This window comes from Kitasatospora sp. NPDC057512, assembly GCF_042802135.1.
Lineage (GTDB): Bacteria > Actinomycetota > Actinomycetes > Streptomycetales > Streptomycetaceae > Kitasatospora.
In genome coordinates this window covers 1-15,566 of record NZ_JBHVET010000115.1, presented here as the reverse complement: position 1 = coordinate 15,566, position 15,566 = coordinate 1, and the positions used below count along the sequence as shown (strand labels likewise).

Here is a 15,566-nt window from a genome sequence, read left to right as displayed (position 1 = left end):
CGGTCAGGCGGCGGAGGGCGGGAGGAGGCGGGTGAGCAGTTCCCGCAGCTGCGCCGTCTCGTCCTGGGGCAGGGGCAGCAGCGGGGGCCGCGGCGGCCCGGCTGGGCGGTTCCGGATCTCCAGGCCCGCCTTGACGGTCCGGGGGAGGCCGTGCCGGACGATGAACCGCAGGAACGGCAGCAGCTCCCGCAGCAGCGCGTCCGCGCGCTCCTCCTCGCCGCCGACGGCCGCGGAGTGGAGCTCCAGCACCCGTTGCGGGAGGAGGCAGGGGGCGGCCGTGCACCAGCCGGCGGCTCCGGCGCGGAAGGCGTCCAGGGCGAGCGGGTTGCTGCCGTTGTAGACGGACAGCTCTCCCTCGGACAGCTCCCGGATGGCGCGGAAGCGGGAGACCTCGCCCGAACTCTCCTTGACCATGGTGAGGTTGGGGATCCTCCGGGCGAGCGCGACCACCGTCTCCGGGCGCAGGTCCACACCGCTGGTGCCGGGGTTGTTGTAGAGCATCATCGGCAGGTCGGTGGCACGGGCCACCTCGCCGTAGTGTCGGACGAGTTCGTCCTCGGTCAGCTTCCAGTACACCTGGGGCAGCACCATGATCGCGGTGGCGCCGTGGCGGGCGGCCACCCGGGCGCGGCGGACGGTGCCCTCGGTGCTCCAGTGGGAGACGCCGACGAGGGTGGGCACCCGCCCGGCCACCGTGTCCAGGGTGGTCTCGCAGACCGCGTCCCACTCCTTCCCGGTCAGGTAGGCGCTCTCGCCGGTGCTGCCCAGCGGGGCGACGGCGTGGCTGCCGGCGGCGACGAGGTCGCCGGTGAGCCCGCGCAGCGCGGTCAGGTCGACCTCGCCGGTGACGGCGTCGAAGGGGGTGACCGGGTAGGAGATGATGCCCTGCAAGGGCGGATTGGCCATCAGAGGTCCACCTGTCCGTTGACGCAGTCGGGGTGATCGCGCAGTGCCTTGCGCGCGTAGTACGCGAAGTTCGCCCGGCTGCGCCGGTCGGTGGAGGTCCAGTCGTGGGCCTCGCGGGCGAGCACCGGGTCCAGGGGCCGGATGGTCCCCGCCGACATCGCGAGCAGCTGCAGGCGGGCGGCCCGCTCGATGAGCAGCGCCAGGGTGCACGCCTCCTCGATCGTGGAGCCGGTCACCAACTGGCCGTGGTGGGCCAGCAGGACGGCCCGCTTGTCGCCGAGGGCGGCGGTGATGATCTCGCCCTCCTCGTTGCCGACCGGCACGCCCGGCCAGTCCTTGAGGAAGGCGCAGTCGTCGTACAGCGGTGTGGTGTCCATGTGGGAGACCACCAGCGGGACTTCGAGCATGGCCAGTGCGGCGGTGTGCAGCGGGTGGGTGTGGATGACGCAGTCGACGTCCGGGCGCGCCCGGTAGATCCAGGAGTGGAAGCGGTTGGCGGGGTTGGGCATGCCCGTGCCCTCCAGGACCTCCAGGTCCTCGTTCACCAGGAGCAGGTTGTCCTCGGTGATCTCGTCGAAGCCCAGCCCCAGGCGCTGGGTGTAGTAGGTGCCCGGCTCGCGCCCGCGGGAGCTGATCTGCCCGGCGAGCCCCGAGTCGTGGCCGCCGTCGTACGCGATCCGGCAGGTGAGCGCCAGCTTCTGGCGGGTGGTCAGTGTCGAGTCCCCGAAGTGCCGGTCCATCTGCCGCGTGGCGCGGTCGACGAGGACGTCCTTCGAGTCCTGCAGGGTGTTCGCCATGTGTCTGCTCCGGTTTTCCGACCTCGCCCCGGCGGCCAGGCCTGTGTCCGGAGCCGTGGCTCCGGAGGAAACGTTGTTCACCATAGGACACAAGGTTTCCTGCGACAAGGGCGGCAAGGGGGCGGCGAGCACGGGTGGCAAGGGGGCGGCAAGGGCGGACGGGCCGGTGGGATCGGCGGTGCCGCGGCGTAGCATGGCCCGCCAGAGGACACGGAGTGTCATCGGAAGCGGATGGCACGGGAGAGGAAGAACCAGTGATCAACCGGGTGCGGCAGCTGCGCAAGGAACGGCTGATGACCCTGGAGGCGCTGGCCGAGCGGTCCGGCGTCACCAAGAGCTACCTGTCGAAGGTCGAACGCGGCCAGAGCGTTCCCTCGATCGCCGTGTGCGCCTCCCTCGCCAAGGCCCTCGAAGTCCCCCTGGACAGCCTCTTCGCCGAGGCCGAGGAGCTGAGCGAGGTCACCGTCACCCGGGCCGCGGAGCGTCAGGCCCTGACCGCCCCGGACGAGCCCGGCACCCGCTACGAGGGCATGGCGCTCGACGCCGGTGCCAAGGGAATGACCCCGTTCATGCTCTACCCGCCGCTCGACGACGGCCCCGCCCCGTTCCGGGACCACCCCGGCGAGGAGTTCGTCTTCGTCCACGAGGGGCGGGTCGAACTGGTCCTCCCGTCGCGCGCGATCACGCTCGACCCGGGCGACTGCGTCTACCTCAAGGCCACCACGCCCCACCGGCTGCGCTCCCTGGGGACCCGGCGCGCCACGGTCCTCCTGCTGGTCTCCAGCGACCACGGGGCTTCGGACGACGCCCGGCCCCCGTACTCCCGGCTGCCCTGAACCGCACCGGGCGCGCCCGTCCGGGCCCCGCTCCGCCGCGGGCGGTGACGTCGAGGGCGCCGGCGGCGCCACCGCCCGGGAGGGCGCTGGCCGGCTCCTCGTCGTTCCGGGCGCGTCGACTGCCTGGCGCTCAGACGGCGTTCATCCGGGGCTCGGACGGCGCCCATCCGACGCTAAGACGACGCTCAGTCGGTGCTCACCTGGCGGTCTTCGACAGCGGCACCGCCAGCTGCATGAGGTTCGGCAGCCGGCCGAGGATGTTGTCGCCGCTGAGGAACAGCAGCCGGTCACCGAGCCGCGTCACCACGATCTCCTCGCTGTGGTACGGGCCTTGGGGCACCTTCTTCACGTCGACGGCCTCGTCGCCGAGCCCCGGCACCGGCTGCAGCGTTACGGTCAGCGGGATCGCCTTCCCGTCGATCCCCTTGCCCGTGAAGGACGTGCAGCGCTCCGCGTACGCCCGGATCTCGGCGAGCAGCTTGGCGGCGTCGCCGGCGTGGTAGGCGCCCAGGTAGACCTGGACCCTGTTCTCGCCGTCGTAGACCTCGTTCATCGCGCCCGAGGCCTTGTAGTCCTGGGAGAGGACGCTTCCGGCGAGGCGCATCTGGGTGCACGGCTCCTGGGGCAGCACCGGCTTGGCGGGCTCCTCCAGGACGTAGGTGCCGGTGTCGTTCTCGCTGCCGTTGCCCTCGATCCGCCACCCGGCGGGCAGCGTGGCGGCGGTCGGCAGCAGCTCGCGCAGGGCGGCTCCGGTGGGGATCGGCGGGCCGGTCGGCGTACTGCCGGGCGAGCCGAACGCCGGGGCGCCGGACGCCTGGAGCGTCGGTGTGGACGTCGGGCCGGTACCCGGGGAGGCGGCGCCGCCCGAGGTCACGGCCGGCTTGTCGGGGACGGCTCCCGGGCCGGTTCCCGGCCCCGCTCCCGGATCGGAGGAGCACCCGGCGGCGACGGCCGCGGCCATCGCGGCCGCGCCGACCGCGAGGGGAATCCTGACGTTGCTTCGGACCATGGAGACAAGAACCCTTCTGCACAAGCTCACTGACGGTGAGCATCGTGCCCGATCCACTCGGCCCGGGACATGAGTATCCGTACTCAACTCCTGCCGCCCCACCCGCCCCACGGGCCTGGCGGCGCGGCAGCCCCTCGGACACCAGACCAGCCGAACGGGTGAATCCGGCGACGGCCCTGCGCCGCGCACCCGCTTGGCACATGCCCTGAACCACGCCCGGAACATGCTCGAAAAGTCCCCGTTCGACCCGGGCTCGCCCGGAGGCGAACCCACTTGAGCGCCGCGCTCGAACAGCACCATCATCGGACCCCCAACCGCCCGTAACGACTCCGTCGAACCGGTCAACTCGGCCTGAGGAAAGGCAACTTGGCGTTTCCTGTCGGCCGGGACCGGTGAGTCCGCACGTCCGCGCACCGCTCCGCGTCTGGAGGATCTGTGGCCTGTACCCCCGCCCCGTCGATCCACGTCCCACCCGCTCCCCGGGCCCTGGTGACCCTCGCGTCGCCGGCCCCCGCTCCGCGCGAGGAGGCGACCGCTTGAGCACCACGACGGCGTCGGCCGAGGCCGCCGACGAGGAACTGCAGTGGCTCGCCGACGGACGCCGCATCGCGGCGATCGAGGCGATCAGCGTCAGCGCGATGGCCCGCCGCCTGCCCGCGCTCGTCGTCCGCGCCTTCCGCCTCGGCTGGCGCATCGACCGCACCTCCGTCGCGCTGCTCCTGACCTGCCAGGCCGTCTCCGCGGTGCTCGGCGCGGCCGGCCTGTTCGCGACCACCGGCACCATCTCGGCCCTGTTCGGCCCGGGGCAGGTCGGCGACAAGCTCACCCGCGCGGCGCCGTCGATCCTGGTCATCGCGGCGGCGGCCGGCGCCCGCTCCCTGCTGGGCATCACGATCCGGACCATCACCATCCACCTGTCGCCCCGCATCTCCCGGGAGGCGGAGGCCGCGGTGCTGCGCGCCACCGTGGCGGCCGAACTGACCGCCTACGACCACGCCGGCTACAACGACGAACTGGAGGCCGCCGACCGCGGCGCCGAGGTCTGCGTGGACATCGTCGGGGAGGCGCAGAACCTGCTCGCCTCCCTCGCCTCGCTCCTCGGCGCGGCCGGCGTGCTGACCGTGCTCCACCCCGCCCTCCTGCCGCTGCTGGTGCTGGCGGCGCTGCCCCAGGGCATCGCGTCGGTGCACGCCGCCCGGGTGCAGTTCCTGGCGAACCGGGCCGCCGTCGGCGACCGCCGGATCATGGCGAACCTGCGCTGGTACATCCACCTCAAGCGCAACGCCGACCAGGTCCGCTCCGACACCATGGGCGAGTTCCTGCTCGTCAAGTACGACCAGGTCGGCCGGCGGCTGGACGCCACCTCGCGCCGCGCGGCGATGCAGAGCGCCCGGGTGTCGGTGATCGGGGCCGCCGCCTCCGGCCTCGGCACCGCGGTGGTGTGGGCGGCGATGCTGTGGCTGGTCAGCACCGGCCGGATGAGCCTGCCACGCGGCGGCGCGGCGGTGTTCGCCCTGACCGCGGTCGGCACCAGTCTGCGCGGCATCGTCGGCTACGGCGCCGACCTCTTCCGCACCGGCATGTACCTCGACGACTGGTCGAGCTTCCTCGACACCGCCGGCGGCCACCGGCCCAAGCGCGGCACCGGGACGCCCGAGGCACCGCGCCGGATCGCGGTGGAGAACCTCGACTACGCCTACCCCGCCTCCGACCGCAAGGCGCTGGACGGGGTGGACCTGCACGTCGAGCGGGGCGAGATCCTGGCCCTGGTGGGGGAGAACGGCTCCGGCAAGACCACCCTCTCCAAGCTCCTGGCGGGGCTCTACCTGCCCGACGCCGGAGCCGTGCGGTGGGACGGGGTCGACACCCGCGACCTCGACCCGCACGCCCTGTGGCGCCAAGTCGCCGTCGTCCCCCAGGACTACGCGCGCTGGCCGCTGACCTGCCGCGAGAACATCACCCTGGGCCAGCCCACCGCCGAGGGCGACGCGGCGGTGCTGCGCGCCGCCGACGCCTCCGGGGCGGCCGACGTCGTCGCCAGGCTCCGCCGGGGCCTGTCCACCCTGCTCGCGGTGGAGTGGATGGGCGGCGAGGAGCTGTCCGGCGGCCAGTGGCAGCGCCTGGCCATCGCCCGGGCGTTCCACCGCGAGGCCGGGCTCCTCGTCCTGGACGAGCCGACCGCCGCCCTCGACCCGCGCGCCGAGCACAGGATCTTCCAGAACCTGCGGGCGGTCGCGCGGGAGCGGGCGGTCGTCCTGGTCACCCACCGGCTCACCAACGTGGCCGTCGCCGACCGGATCGTCGTCCTGGAGGACGGAAAGGTGCTCCAGGAGGGCACGTTCGCCGAGCTGGTGGCCGAGGAGGGAGGCCGGTTCAGGGAGCTGTGGGACCTGCAGAACGAGCGCACCGGCCTCCCGGCCCAGCGTGGAGGCGCCGCGGTCCGGTGCCCCGCGCCGGAGGAGGACGCGTAGTGACCGCGTAGATCCGGCGCCGACAGCGGATCGACAGGCCCTGGCGGTTCCGGCGGTGCCGACCGGGTTCAGCGGAACGCGGCGGCATGGCGGGCGGCCCAGTCGGCGAAGGTGCGCGGCGCGGTGCCGAGGACCCGCCGTACGTCCGGGCTGACACGTAGCTCGGCGGGGTTCGGGGAGCCGAGGATGTCCAGGGTGTCCTCGGCGAGCTCCACCGGCATGCTCCGGGCCATGGCGGCCCTGGCCTCGTCACGGGTGAGGTCGTGGAACCGCACCGGCGCGCCCAGTGCGGCGGCGACGGCCTCCGCCTGCCGGCGCGGGGTGATCACCTCCGGGCCGGTCAGCTCGTACACGGCGCCGGTGTGCCGGTCGTCCACCAGGCAGGCCGCCGCGACCTCGGCGATGTCCGCCGGGTCGACGATCGGCACACCGACGTCGCCGAAGGGGGCGGCGACGACCCGGTGCGCGCGGACGGACTCGGCCCACCACAGGGTGTTGGAGGCGAAGCCGCCCGGGCGCAGGATGCTCCAGTCCAGACCGGAGTCCCGCAGCGCGTCCTCCACCGCGCGCATCGCGATCCGTGTCGGACCGCAGGGCCTGGTCGCCACGCCCTGCGAGGAGAGCAGGACGATCCGGCGGACCCCGCCGGCCGCGGCCCGGCCGATGATGTCGCCCGGGTCGGCTCCGGCGGCGTGCAGGTCGCCGGACAGCAGCAGGAACAGCGCCTCCGCCCCGGCCAGCGCGGGCGCGAGGCCGGCCGGATCGGCCAGGTCGGCCGCCACGTGGCGGACACCGTCCGGCACGGCAGCGGTATGAGGTGTTTCACACCGACTGCCCCGCGCGCGACATGGTCGACCACGTGACCAGCAGGTGGGGCATCTGGGTGCTGATCTCCCTGCGGAGCAACGACCTCCGGTTCTACGAGCTGCGCGAGAGCATCCAGGGCATCAGCGAGAAGACGCTCGCCCAGACCCTGCGCGCGCTGGTCCAGGACGGCCTGGTCTGGCGGAAGGTCGAGCCGACGACGCCGCCCCAGGTCACCTACGGGCTGACCGAATTCGGCCGGGACCTCGGCGAGCCGCTGGAGGACCTGTTCGGCCGGATCACCCGACGGCTGCCGCCGCGCGGCTGACGGTTCGCCCGGGTCGGGCTCCGCCGGCTGCTCCTCGGGACGGACTTGTTGCCCGTACGGGCACCTCATCGTGCCCTCACGCCCCTTACCCGCGACCGCCGCACCGGGTAAGTAGGGGGAACACAGCGAAACTGCCGTCCCCACGAGCGGAGTTCCATGCACGAGCACGAGCCGACGAAGGACGAGAGGCAGCCGCAGCGCACCGCCAGGAGCGGGGCCGCGCGGTCGGGGGAGGCCCCGGGCGGCCAGGTGCCCGACGGGCTCCTCGGGCTGCAACGCACCGTCGGCAACGCGGCCGTCGTCCGGATGCTCCAGCGGAGCGGGTCCGGGCCCGGGGCCGGGTCCGGCTCCGAGCACCGGCACGGCGCGGGCTGCGGCCACCAACCGTCCGGGGAGGAGCCGGTGCAGCGCTCCGCCGTGCACGATGTGCTGCGCACGCCGGGCAGGCCGCTGGACGAACCGCTGCGCCGGGACATGGAATCGCGCTTCGGTGCCGACTTCTCCGACGTCCGTCTGCACACCGGCTCCGCGGCCCGCGACTCTGCCGCCGAGGTGGGCGCCCGTGCCTACACCTCCGGCAGCCACGTCGTCATCGGCGACGGCGGCGCTGACAAGCACACCCTCGCCCATGAGTTGACGCACGTCATCCAGCAGCGCCAGGGTCCGGTGGCCGGCACGGACAACGGGTCCGGACTGAGCGTCTCCGACCCCGGGGACCGCTTCGAGCGGGAGGCCGAGGCCACTGCGGTCCGGGTGATGAGCCGGACGCCCGAGCAGGGCGAGCACGGCCTCGAAGACGCCCCCGTCCAGCGGAAGGCGGACACCACGGCCCGGGGCACGGCGCGCGCCGCCGGCGCGACGGCCGTCCAGCGCTACGCCCAGGTCACCACCGAGGAGTTGGGGCCCGCACGGGTCTCGCAGAACGGCCTCTACCTCCTGACCGCCGATCCCGCGGCGGACACCACCGTCATCTGGGTCGCGGAAGGCGCCCCGGCGCCCCGGTACTGCAAGGCCACCGGGCAGAGCGGGCAGATCGCGGGACGCACGTACGCGGAGTACGAGCCGAAGACGTCCTTCCTCGCGGACTGTGCCCACACCGCCGAGGAGATCATGCACCGGCAGCGGCTGGCCCTGGGGCAGGACGCCAGCGAATTCGCCCTGGGCGGCCACCAGTTCGGCCTGGGCGACGCGGAGAACGCGCAGGGAGCGGCGGCCTACGCGAACGCCCGGCCCGGCGGCCCGAACGCGAACGGCGAGGAACGGCCGGGCCCCGGCCAGGCGTTCGCCATCGTGGAGACCGCCTGGGACGAGGACTTCGAGCACCCCGACAACACCAGCGGGTGGCCCTACCACGTGGCGGCGGTCGTCGCGGAGGACGGCGACGACCGCATCACCGTGGAGCAGGCCGCGGACGGCAACGACGCCAAGGCCCGGCAGGGGTACGAGGGCATCGTCGACATGTATACGGCGGGCACGGACCCGACCAACGGGCAGGCGCTGCCGCACAGTTTCCACGGGCGGAACACCGGCGGCCCGGTGCAGCACTTCTCGGCCGGTGCGATCACCGTCATCCTCCAGCCGATCAACGTGGGCGCTCTGAACAGGGAGACCGGCCGTCGGAAGCTCATGTGACCCGACCTGACCGCCCTGCTCTGAACTCTGACGCGAACTCGCCTGCTGTTACAAGGAAGTGACGTTCCGTCCACAACCGAAGTGCCGGTCGGGGCGTCCCTATAGATGACAGAGCCCGAGTCGCGCCGATCGCATCGATCGCGCCTCGGGCCGAACCCTCCTGTGAAAGGAGTGCACCCGTGATCATCTCCAAGCGGAACTCCCTGCGCCTGGCCGCCGTGGCCACCCTCAGCGCGCTCACCGTCGGGCTGGCGGGCACCGCCATGGCGGCCACCCCGGCCGTCCAGCCCGTGTCCGTCGCGCAGTCGGCCGCCGCGCAGGCCGGCATCACCGCCAAGCCGTCGGTCTCCTCCGTCCAGGCGTGGCAGCTGTTCCGGGTCACCGGCACGACCACCGGCCTCAAGGCGGGAACCACGGTGACCCTCCAGCAGAAGCAGCACGGCGCGTGGGTCACCCTGCCCGCCTCGGTCCACACCGACAGCAAGGGCTCCTACTCGCTCGGCGTGAAGCTCGGCATCAAGGGCCTGAACGAGCTGCGCATCGTCAGCGGCAGCACCGCCTCGCCCGTGTTCACCGTCACGGTGCGCTGACCCGCACTCCACGACGCGGACCCGCACGGCCTGCCGAGGTGACCTGCTGCTGAGGCCAGGGAACCGGATCGGCGCCGTGCGGGTTCCGGCGTGCTCGGACGGCCCGGTATCGGGGGACGCTCGGGCCGTACGGGTTGGGCACCCCTCGACCGGCCGGACCGGACGGCGTCGACACCGCAACGCAGTTGGCGTCAGGCCCGGGGCGGGCGGTTCCTGGGGTGCCGTCTGCCCCGGGCCTTGGGCCCCGCGTCGCGGGCAAGGGGGCCGCGACCGGTGTCAGCGCACGGTGACGGTGAAGACCGGCGAGGCCGTGTCCCCGCTGATGATGCGCAGCTCGTTCAGGCCCGTGATGCCCAGCTTCACGCCGAGCGAGTAGGAGCCGCTGCTGGTCGTGGGCACCGAGGCGGGCAGGGTGACCCACGCGCCGTTCTGCTTCTGCTGCAGGGTCACCGTGGATCCCGCCTTGAGGCCGGTGGTCGTGCCGGTGACCCGGAACAGTTCCCACGCCTGGACCGTGGTGACCGACGGCTTGGCGGTGATGGTGGCCTGCGTGGCCGCCGCCTGCGGGGTGGCGGGCTGAGGCGTGACGGACGGCGCGGTGACGGACGGCCCGGTGGGCGCGGGGTCGGCGGTGGTGGGGCCGGCCGCCGTGGCGGTGCCCGCCAGGCCGAGGGCGAGGGTGCTGAGGGTGGCCACGGCGGCCAGGCGCAGGTGGTTCCGCTCGGAGACGATCACGGGTACCCCTTTCCGGGGGAGGTGGTTGTTCGCCCGAAGGCGTGGATGCCGCGATTCGGGCTCTGCCATCTGTGGAGACGTCCTGTGCCGCCCAGCGACTGTGGACGAATTGTCACTGAAGAGTAACAGTGGGTGATCGATCTGGGCCGAAAGGTGATCGGGGCACGGTCGATTCCCAACGATACGGAGCACAGTCGGCAGCCATGGCCGGAAGGCCGGAACTGCCCCGAATTGAACCGATGTTGACCAATGGTGATCGCCGATGGTCATGGATGTGCTGATCCGCCCGGAAATCCCCGAGGTGGACGTGGTCGGCATCGCCACCGACCGCCGGCGGACCGGGACGCCTGAAGGCGTCCACCGAAGCCGCCGACACGCCCTCGGTCGGGTGAGTTGCAGTACCCCCGGGGCGGTGGGCGGCCAGGGTGGCGGCCGTGATCAACATTCGAATCCGCGCGGCCGCCAGTGTGGTCGCCCTCGCCTGCGCCGTCGTGCTCACCCCCGGGAGCCTGGCCGTCGCCGCCCCCGCGGCCCAGACCGGCGCGGCCCCGTTCCGCTGCCTCGACCCCAGCGGGGAGGCGCTCTGGAGCGGTCCCCAGTGCGACGGCGTCATCGTCCGTGAACTCGGCACCGAGGCCGTAGCCATCCTCCTGGACGGCCGCCGCATCGACTTCGCCGACGAGGCCGAACTGCGCGCCGACGACTGCGCCGGCCGGTCGGCCGTCACCCTCCCCGCCAGTGTCTTCGAGAGCATCCCGCAGGGCCCGGACCCGCTGTACGCCGCCGTGGACCGCCGGGTGGACGTACCCCGGATCACCCCCGCGCCGCACTGGCGCAAGAACTGCCACCCGCTCTTCCGCTCGGACGGCCGCGACCCGTCCGTCATCTTCGAGCAGGGCTTCGCCCCGAAGGACACCGTCAACGGCCAGCACGACATCACCAGTTACGTCCTGCAGAACCAGCCCTCACCGTTCGTCAGCACCAGCTACGACGCCGAGCTGTACAAGAAGTGGAAGAAGGTGCCCTGGGACTACTTCATCGACGCCCCCGGCGGCATCGACGTCAACGCGACCATCGGCGACCGGCACCAGTACGCCGACCAGGTGGAGGTCGCGTTCCCCGGTGGTGTGGACCCGCACTTCATCCGCCGGGCCTGCCCGGTCGACCGGGCCACCGCCTCCCTGGTCGAGTCCGGCTGCGTCGACAACCCGAACTACCAGCCCTGGCTGAACTGACAGCGGGCAGTCCGTCGTCGGCGTCGGCCCGCCGCTGTCACGTGCCGATCAGGGCGCGCGGGTCGAAGCCTTCGTCGTCCCAGCCGTAGGTGGAGAAGCCCCTTCCGCCGGAAAGGTGGAGGGTGAGGGCGGCGTGGGCGGTCGGGAACATCGGCAGCGGGAGCCCGTCGGCCGGGGACCAGACCGCGTCGAGGTGCTTGTCCGACTCGGTGTTCGTCAGCTCGCCTCGCCACGCGGTGGCGAGGAACACCGACAACAGGAACGGGTGCTCGCCGTCCCAGCCCGCGCGTACCTGGACGGTGTGCACGAGCCGCAGGTCCTCCGGCTCGACGAGCAGCCCGGTCTCCTCCCGCAGCTCGCGCGCGGCGGCCTCGTCGAGGCGCTCACCGACCTCGACCTTGCCGCCGGGGATCGTCCACGCCGACGCCGTGATCCAGCTGTTCGCGGCGTAGTGGAGGGTCGCGACCAGGTTCCGGTCGCGGTCGTGGACGATCACGGCTACGGCTTGGAGAAGGCTCTCCACGGTGCTACCTCCGGGGTGGGTGAGCGGACGATGGTCGGGCCTGCCAGCGGATGGCGGCCCGGCCGGACGGCTGTCTCGACAGCTTGGGCAGCGGTGCCTTGTCCGCGATGGAGTCCGACGTGGTCGCCTACCGCAACTGACGGTATCCGTGGCAGACGAAGCCGGTCGTCGCCAGGACCCGGGGCAGGGAGGCATCCATCCTGGATGATCTCTACCGCTTCCTCGTTCCGGTCGCCGGCGCCTGGTGGGTGGCCGCCCACGAGGCCAGGAGCGCCAGATTGTCGGCGGTCGGTGTGCCCGCGGGTGCTGTGTAGACGTTGAGAAGCAGGCCGGGTTCGGCGGGCAGTTCCAGGGACTCGACGTCCAGGTCGAGCCGGCCCACGATCGGATGGCGAACACGCTTGCGGCCGGACCGGTGCAGCCGCACGTCCTGAGATGCCCACCGCTGCCGAAAGAGCTCACTGCGCGTTGACAGTTCGCCGACCAGGGCGATCAGCTCCTCGTCGTGCGGATTGCGGCCGGCTTCCATGCGTAGTTTCGCGGCCACGTCACCGACGATCTGGTCGTAGTCGACGAAGAAATCCCCGGCCGCCTCGGGGTTCAGATAGACGAACCTCGCTGTGTTCGCGGGCCGTCGCGGGTCGGCCAGCACCGGTGAGAACAGCGCGCGAGCGAGTCTGTTCGTGGCGAGCACGTCATAACGGCCGGTACCGATCCAGGCCGGCGCATCGGAGATCGCGTCGAGCACCTGCTGCAGCGTCGAGCGCACCGTCACGGCAGGCCCACGCCGGCGTGGGCCGTTGGGTGCACTGGATCGGCGCGCGAGGTGGAACAGGTGGTCGCGCTCGGCCTCGTCGAGTTGCAGGGCAGAGGCCAGCGCGTCCAGCACGCCGTCGGAGGCACCGGCGAGGCTGCCGCGCTCCATGCGCACGTAGTAGTCGACCGATACCCCCGCCAGTAGCGCCACCTCCTCGCGGCGCAGACCTTTGACCCGACGGTTGCCGCCGTAAGCGGGCAGGCCCGCCTGTGCGGGTGCGATGCGGGCGCGACGCGAGCTGAGGAACTCCCGGATCTCGGTGCGTGGATCCATCGTGGCCATCTCCTCACCGTAAGTCCGTCCCGCAGTCTAGGGGGTACCCGATGCGGTCGTCGCGATGCCGCCGTCCACCGGGATGACGGTGCCCGTGAGGTAGGAGCCGGCCCGGCCGGCGAGGAACACGGCGATACCCGCCATGTCGTCGTCGCGGCCGATTCGGCGCAGCGGGGCCGCCGCCGCGATCGTGTCGCCGATGGCATCGAGTGCGGACGCCATCATCTGCGACGGGAACACTCCCGGTGCTACCGCGTTCACCGTGACGTGCTGTGGGCCCAGCTCCCTGGCGAGCACCCTGGTGAGTTGATGGAGTGCCGCTTTGCTGCTGGCGTACGAGTAGTTGGGCGACTCGGCGACGTGGATGGCGGCGATACTGCCGATGTTGATGATCCGCGCGGGATCATCGGCGGTGCCCGCCCTGCGAAGTGCGGGGAGCAGCGCCTGCACCAGCCAGAACGGCGACTTGAGGTTGAGGTCGATCACCGCGTCCCAGGCCTCGTCCGGGAACGTCGCCAGCGGCTCGCGCCACATCGCTCCCGCGTTGTTGACGAGGATGTCCAGGCGTTCCGAGTCGCCCTTGACAAGATCAGCGAGGCGCTGACACTCGTCGTGCCTGGACAGGTCGGCGGGGATTGCCTGAACGTCGCCGAATTCGGACAGTAGACGCTGTGCCTCCGCGCACCTGTCCGCGTTGCGTGAGCTGATGACGACGCGGGCGCCCGCCTGGAGAAGGCCGCGCGCCATCATCATCCCGATGCCACTGGTGCCGCCAGTGACAAGGGCGTACTTCCCACTCAGATCGAAAAGTCCTGTGTGAGTGGTGAATCGGTTGTCCGCCATTGGTCTCCGTCCCCTTCGGTCGTGGAAGAACGCGCCGACACGGTCGCGCACACGGGGCAGCTGAATCGAACCGATGGAGGTAAAGCTGCAGCGCGTTTCCAAGGAGTGTTGTCGGCGCTTTCGGCTCGACCAGGTTGACAGGCGTTGTGGACGTCTGGGAGACCCTGGTGATACAGGTACTGTGAGAGCCCCCTTCGCCTGGTGCGCCGACCCGCCCCGACCCCGGATCCACCGGCTCGATTCCCCGTGTGCGTCTCAGGTGACGGATGCTCGGCGACGGCCGGGCCCGCCGGTCAGTCGATGCCCTCGATGATGCGGAAGTCGCGCTCGAAGCCGTCGGGGAGGGCCGCCAGCGCCTTCTGGTACGCCTCGCTCTCGTGTGCCGCGACGGCCTGCTCGAAGCTGTCGAACTCGATCAGCACGACGCGTTGCGTGATTCCGGCCTCGTGGGCGACGACCCGGCCGTCAAGGGACAGGAGGCGCCCGCCCCCGGCCCGGACAGCCGGACCGGCCAGCTTCGTGTAGGCAGCCAGCTTCTCGGGGTCGGAAACGGCGGGGTAGACACTGACCCAGTAGCCCTTGGCCATGGAAACCTCCTGTGTTCGGCCGGACACGTCCGACGTCGAACCGAAACCCGGATCGATAGGTCCCGGCATGCGCAGGTTAGGGCTTGACGGGCGGTCGAGGGAAAGACCGGTACGGGATAGGCTCAGAACGGATCGTTATCAATCGGCGGGGAGGGCGCGTGGCGCCGGATACCGTGAGCCTGCGCTACTTCCTGGTGCTGGCGCAGGAGTTGAACTTCACCCGAGCGGCCGCACGGATCGGTGTCGCACAGCCCGCACTCAGCGCCCGGATGCGCCGACTGGAGGCGGAACTCGGTACGGCCCTGCTGGTCCGCAACACGCGAAGCGTCGAATTGACCACGGCCGGTGCGGCTTTGGCGGAGTCCGCGCCGCCCGCGCTGGCGGCGCTGGACCGGGCGTGGGACACCGCCCGGAGCGCGGCGGCCGGTGAACTGGGCAGGCTGCGCATCGGATACAGCCTCAGCGCCGGGGCCGAGACGGCACCGGCCCTGGTGGACAGGCTGATTCGCGGCAACAGCGGACTCGAGGTCGGCGCCGTCCCGATGGCGACACCGGAGATCTCCCCCGCGGTGGCCGACGGCCGCATCGATGCCGGGATCACCCGCGGTGAACAACCGGGCCGCGGCGTGCGCCGGTTCCTGCTGCGGCGCATGCGCATCGGTGTCCAGCTGGCGCAGCACCACCCGCTGGCCGAACGCGCGGAGATCGAGATCGCCGACGCGGCCGCGTACCCGCTGCGACTCCCGGACCGTGCGGCCAACCCCGTGATCCACGACCAGCTGTCCGCACTGTTCCGGGACACCCGGCCACACCCCCGGTTCCACACGCCCGCAGTCGCTTTCGACATGTCCCAGCGCGACCTGCGCGACGGGGTCACCCTCGCCCCGGCCGGAGAGGCCGCGGCCACGGCACAACCGGCCGGTCTCACCTGGCGACCGCTGCGGGGCGCGCCCAGCCTGACGCTCCACCTGGTCCTCCCGCGCGAGCAGTCGCCACTGCACCGCCGCATCCGGGCCGTCGCCGAAGCCCTGGCGCACGAGCTGCACTGGCTGCCGGCCTGACGCGCGGGAGGCCGGGCGAGACGTGGGTCCGGGGAGACCGGCATGACATGGAAGCCGGTGTGGTCGGCGAGTTCGGCGAGCCTGGGCACTCGAATGCGGCTCTCTCTCCGCCCCGGTCC

General features: G+C 72.0%; 15 protein-coding genes and 1 pseudogene. 7 read left to right on the top strand and 9 right to left on the bottom strand.

Features of this window, described 5'->3' with window-relative positions; genetic code table 11:
* Positions 1-3: 3 nt before the first annotated feature.
* Complete coding sequence (locus tag ACFU6K_RS10940; protein WP_380662244.1) at positions 4-906, bottom strand: dihydrodipicolinate synthase family protein; 903 nt, start codon at positions 904-906, stop codon at positions 4-6.
* Entirely contained in the window at positions 906-1,703 is a 798-nt protein-coding gene (locus ACFU6K_RS10935; protein WP_380662243.1) for an aldolase, read from the bottom strand. The genes ACFU6K_RS10940 and ACFU6K_RS10935 overlap by 1 nt, the downstream gene beginning before the upstream one ends.
* Positions 1,704-1,957: 254 nt before the next feature.
* Here ACFU6K_RS10935 and ACFU6K_RS10930 point away from each other — a divergent pair, with 254 nt between their 5' ends.
* On the top strand, positions 1,958-2,539 hold the full coding sequence (locus tag ACFU6K_RS10930; RefSeq protein ID WP_380662242.1) for a helix-turn-helix domain-containing protein: 582 nt from the start codon (positions 1,958-1,960) through the stop codon (positions 2,537-2,539).
* Positions 2,540-2,735: 196 nt separating this feature from the next.
* Here ACFU6K_RS10930 and ACFU6K_RS10925 read toward each other — a convergent pair whose 3' ends face one another.
* The gene (locus tag ACFU6K_RS10925) at positions 2,736-3,548 is read right to left on the bottom strand and encodes a hypothetical protein (RefSeq protein WP_380662241.1); all 813 of its coding nucleotides are present in this window, start codon (positions 3,546-3,548) and stop codon (positions 2,736-2,738) included.
* Positions 3,549-4,084: 536 nt separating this feature from the next.
* Here ACFU6K_RS10925 and ACFU6K_RS10920 point away from each other — a divergent pair.
* A complete protein-coding gene (locus tag ACFU6K_RS10920; protein ID WP_380662240.1) occupies positions 4,085-6,019 on the top strand; it encodes an ABC transporter ATP-binding protein in 1,935 nt (644 codons plus the stop codon).
* Positions 6,020-6,087: 68 nt separating this feature from the next.
* Here ACFU6K_RS10920 and ACFU6K_RS10915 read toward each other — a convergent pair.
* A pseudogene (locus tag ACFU6K_RS10915) lies at positions 6,088-6,834 on the bottom strand (SDR family oxidoreductase); the annotation flags it as partial.
* Between the two features lie 32 nt (positions 6,835-6,866).
* On the opposite strand from ACFU6K_RS10915, the gene ACFU6K_RS10910 reads away from it, so the two are divergent.
* The 3 genes from ACFU6K_RS10910 (at position 6,867) to ACFU6K_RS10900 (ending at position 9,373) form a co-directional block, all read left to right on the top strand.
* Entirely contained in the window at positions 6,867-7,151 is a 285-nt protein-coding gene (locus ACFU6K_RS10910; RefSeq protein WP_380662246.1) for a winged helix-turn-helix transcriptional regulator, read from the top strand.
* Between the two features lie 156 nt (positions 7,152-7,307).
* Positions 7,308-8,783, top strand: coding sequence for a DUF4157 domain-containing protein (locus tag ACFU6K_RS10905; protein ID WP_380662239.1), 1,476 nt, complete (start codon positions 7,308-7,310; stop codon positions 8,781-8,783).
* A gap of 179 nt (positions 8,784-8,962) precedes the next feature.
* Positions 8,963-9,373: a hypothetical protein gene (locus ACFU6K_RS10900; protein ID WP_380662238.1), complete on the top strand. Its 411-nt coding sequence runs from the start codon at positions 8,963-8,965 to the stop codon at positions 9,371-9,373.
* Between the two features lie 276 nt (positions 9,374-9,649).
* Here ACFU6K_RS10900 and ACFU6K_RS10895 read toward each other — a convergent pair whose 3' ends face one another.
* On the bottom strand, positions 9,650-10,108 hold the full coding sequence (locus tag ACFU6K_RS10895; protein ID WP_380662237.1) for a hypothetical protein: 459 nt from the start codon (positions 10,106-10,108) through the stop codon (positions 9,650-9,652).
* Between the two features lie 434 nt (positions 10,109-10,542).
* On the opposite strand from ACFU6K_RS10895, the gene ACFU6K_RS10890 reads away from it, so the two are divergent.
* On the top strand, positions 10,543-11,343 hold the full coding sequence (locus ACFU6K_RS10890; protein WP_380662236.1) for an ADP-ribosyltransferase: 801 nt from the start codon (positions 10,543-10,545) through the stop codon (positions 11,341-11,343).
* Positions 11,344-11,380: 37 nt separating this feature from the next.
* Here ACFU6K_RS10890 and ACFU6K_RS10885 read toward each other — a convergent pair whose 3' ends face one another.
* From ACFU6K_RS10885 to ACFU6K_RS10870, 4 genes are all read right to left on the bottom strand, one after another.
* Positions 11,381-11,866, bottom strand: coding sequence for an NUDIX domain-containing protein (locus ACFU6K_RS10885; RefSeq protein WP_380662235.1), 486 nt, complete (start codon positions 11,864-11,866; stop codon positions 11,381-11,383).
* A 211-nt stretch (positions 11,867-12,077) separates the two neighbouring features.
* On the bottom strand, positions 12,078-12,956 hold the full coding sequence (locus ACFU6K_RS10880; RefSeq protein WP_380662245.1) for a helix-turn-helix transcriptional regulator: 879 nt from the start codon (positions 12,954-12,956) through the stop codon (positions 12,078-12,080).
* A gap of 36 nt (positions 12,957-12,992) precedes the next feature.
* Entirely contained in the window at positions 12,993-13,799 is an 807-nt protein-coding gene (locus tag ACFU6K_RS10875) for an SDR family oxidoreductase (protein WP_380662234.1), read from the bottom strand.
* Between the two features lie 293 nt (positions 13,800-14,092).
* A complete protein-coding gene (locus tag ACFU6K_RS10870; RefSeq protein WP_380662233.1) occupies positions 14,093-14,386 on the bottom strand; it encodes a DUF1330 domain-containing protein in 294 nt (97 codons plus the stop codon).
* Between the two features lie 158 nt (positions 14,387-14,544).
* Here ACFU6K_RS10870 and ACFU6K_RS10865 point away from each other — a divergent pair, with 158 nt between their 5' ends.
* A complete protein-coding gene (locus tag ACFU6K_RS10865; protein ID WP_380662232.1) occupies positions 14,545-15,447 on the top strand; it encodes a LysR family transcriptional regulator in 903 nt (300 codons plus the stop codon).
* Positions 15,448-15,566 lie beyond the last annotated feature (119 nt).